Origin of the sequence: Pseudomonas sp. 2822-17 (genome assembly GCF_002742485.1) — a bacterium.
Classification (GTDB): domain Bacteria; phylum Pseudomonadota; class Gammaproteobacteria; order Pseudomonadales; family Pseudomonadaceae; genus Aquipseudomonas; species Aquipseudomonas cyclaminis.
Genome location: NZ_LJRZ01000796.1, coordinates 1 through 264 on the forward strand (window position 1 = coordinate 1; position 264 = coordinate 264).

A 264-nucleotide genomic window follows, 5' to 3' on the forward strand; every position below is an offset into this window, starting at 1 on the left:
GTATACGAAGAATCTTCATTCCCCTTAATTAAAATTGGAGAAATCGGTTCATCTACATTTACTCTAACAAGCTCCTTCTCCCATTCTCTAAGGTAAAATGTCGCCATAGGATTAAAAGGGGTTATTTCTACTTTAGCCTCTTCAAAAACTTCACGTTTTGCAGCATCTAGAGCCGTTTCATTATCTTCTATATGTCCTCCCAATCTTACCACTCCAAGTTTTTCACCATCTTTTGTTGGACCAACTTGAAATATAAATAAACCC

At 36.4% G+C, this 264-nt stretch carries 1 protein-coding gene; it reads right to left on the bottom strand.

Annotated features, from left to right (window positions below):
• A partial coding sequence (locus tag AOA60_RS28815) for an NUDIX domain-containing protein (protein WP_143522580.1) occupies window positions 1-264 on the bottom strand: 264 nt, incomplete at both ends.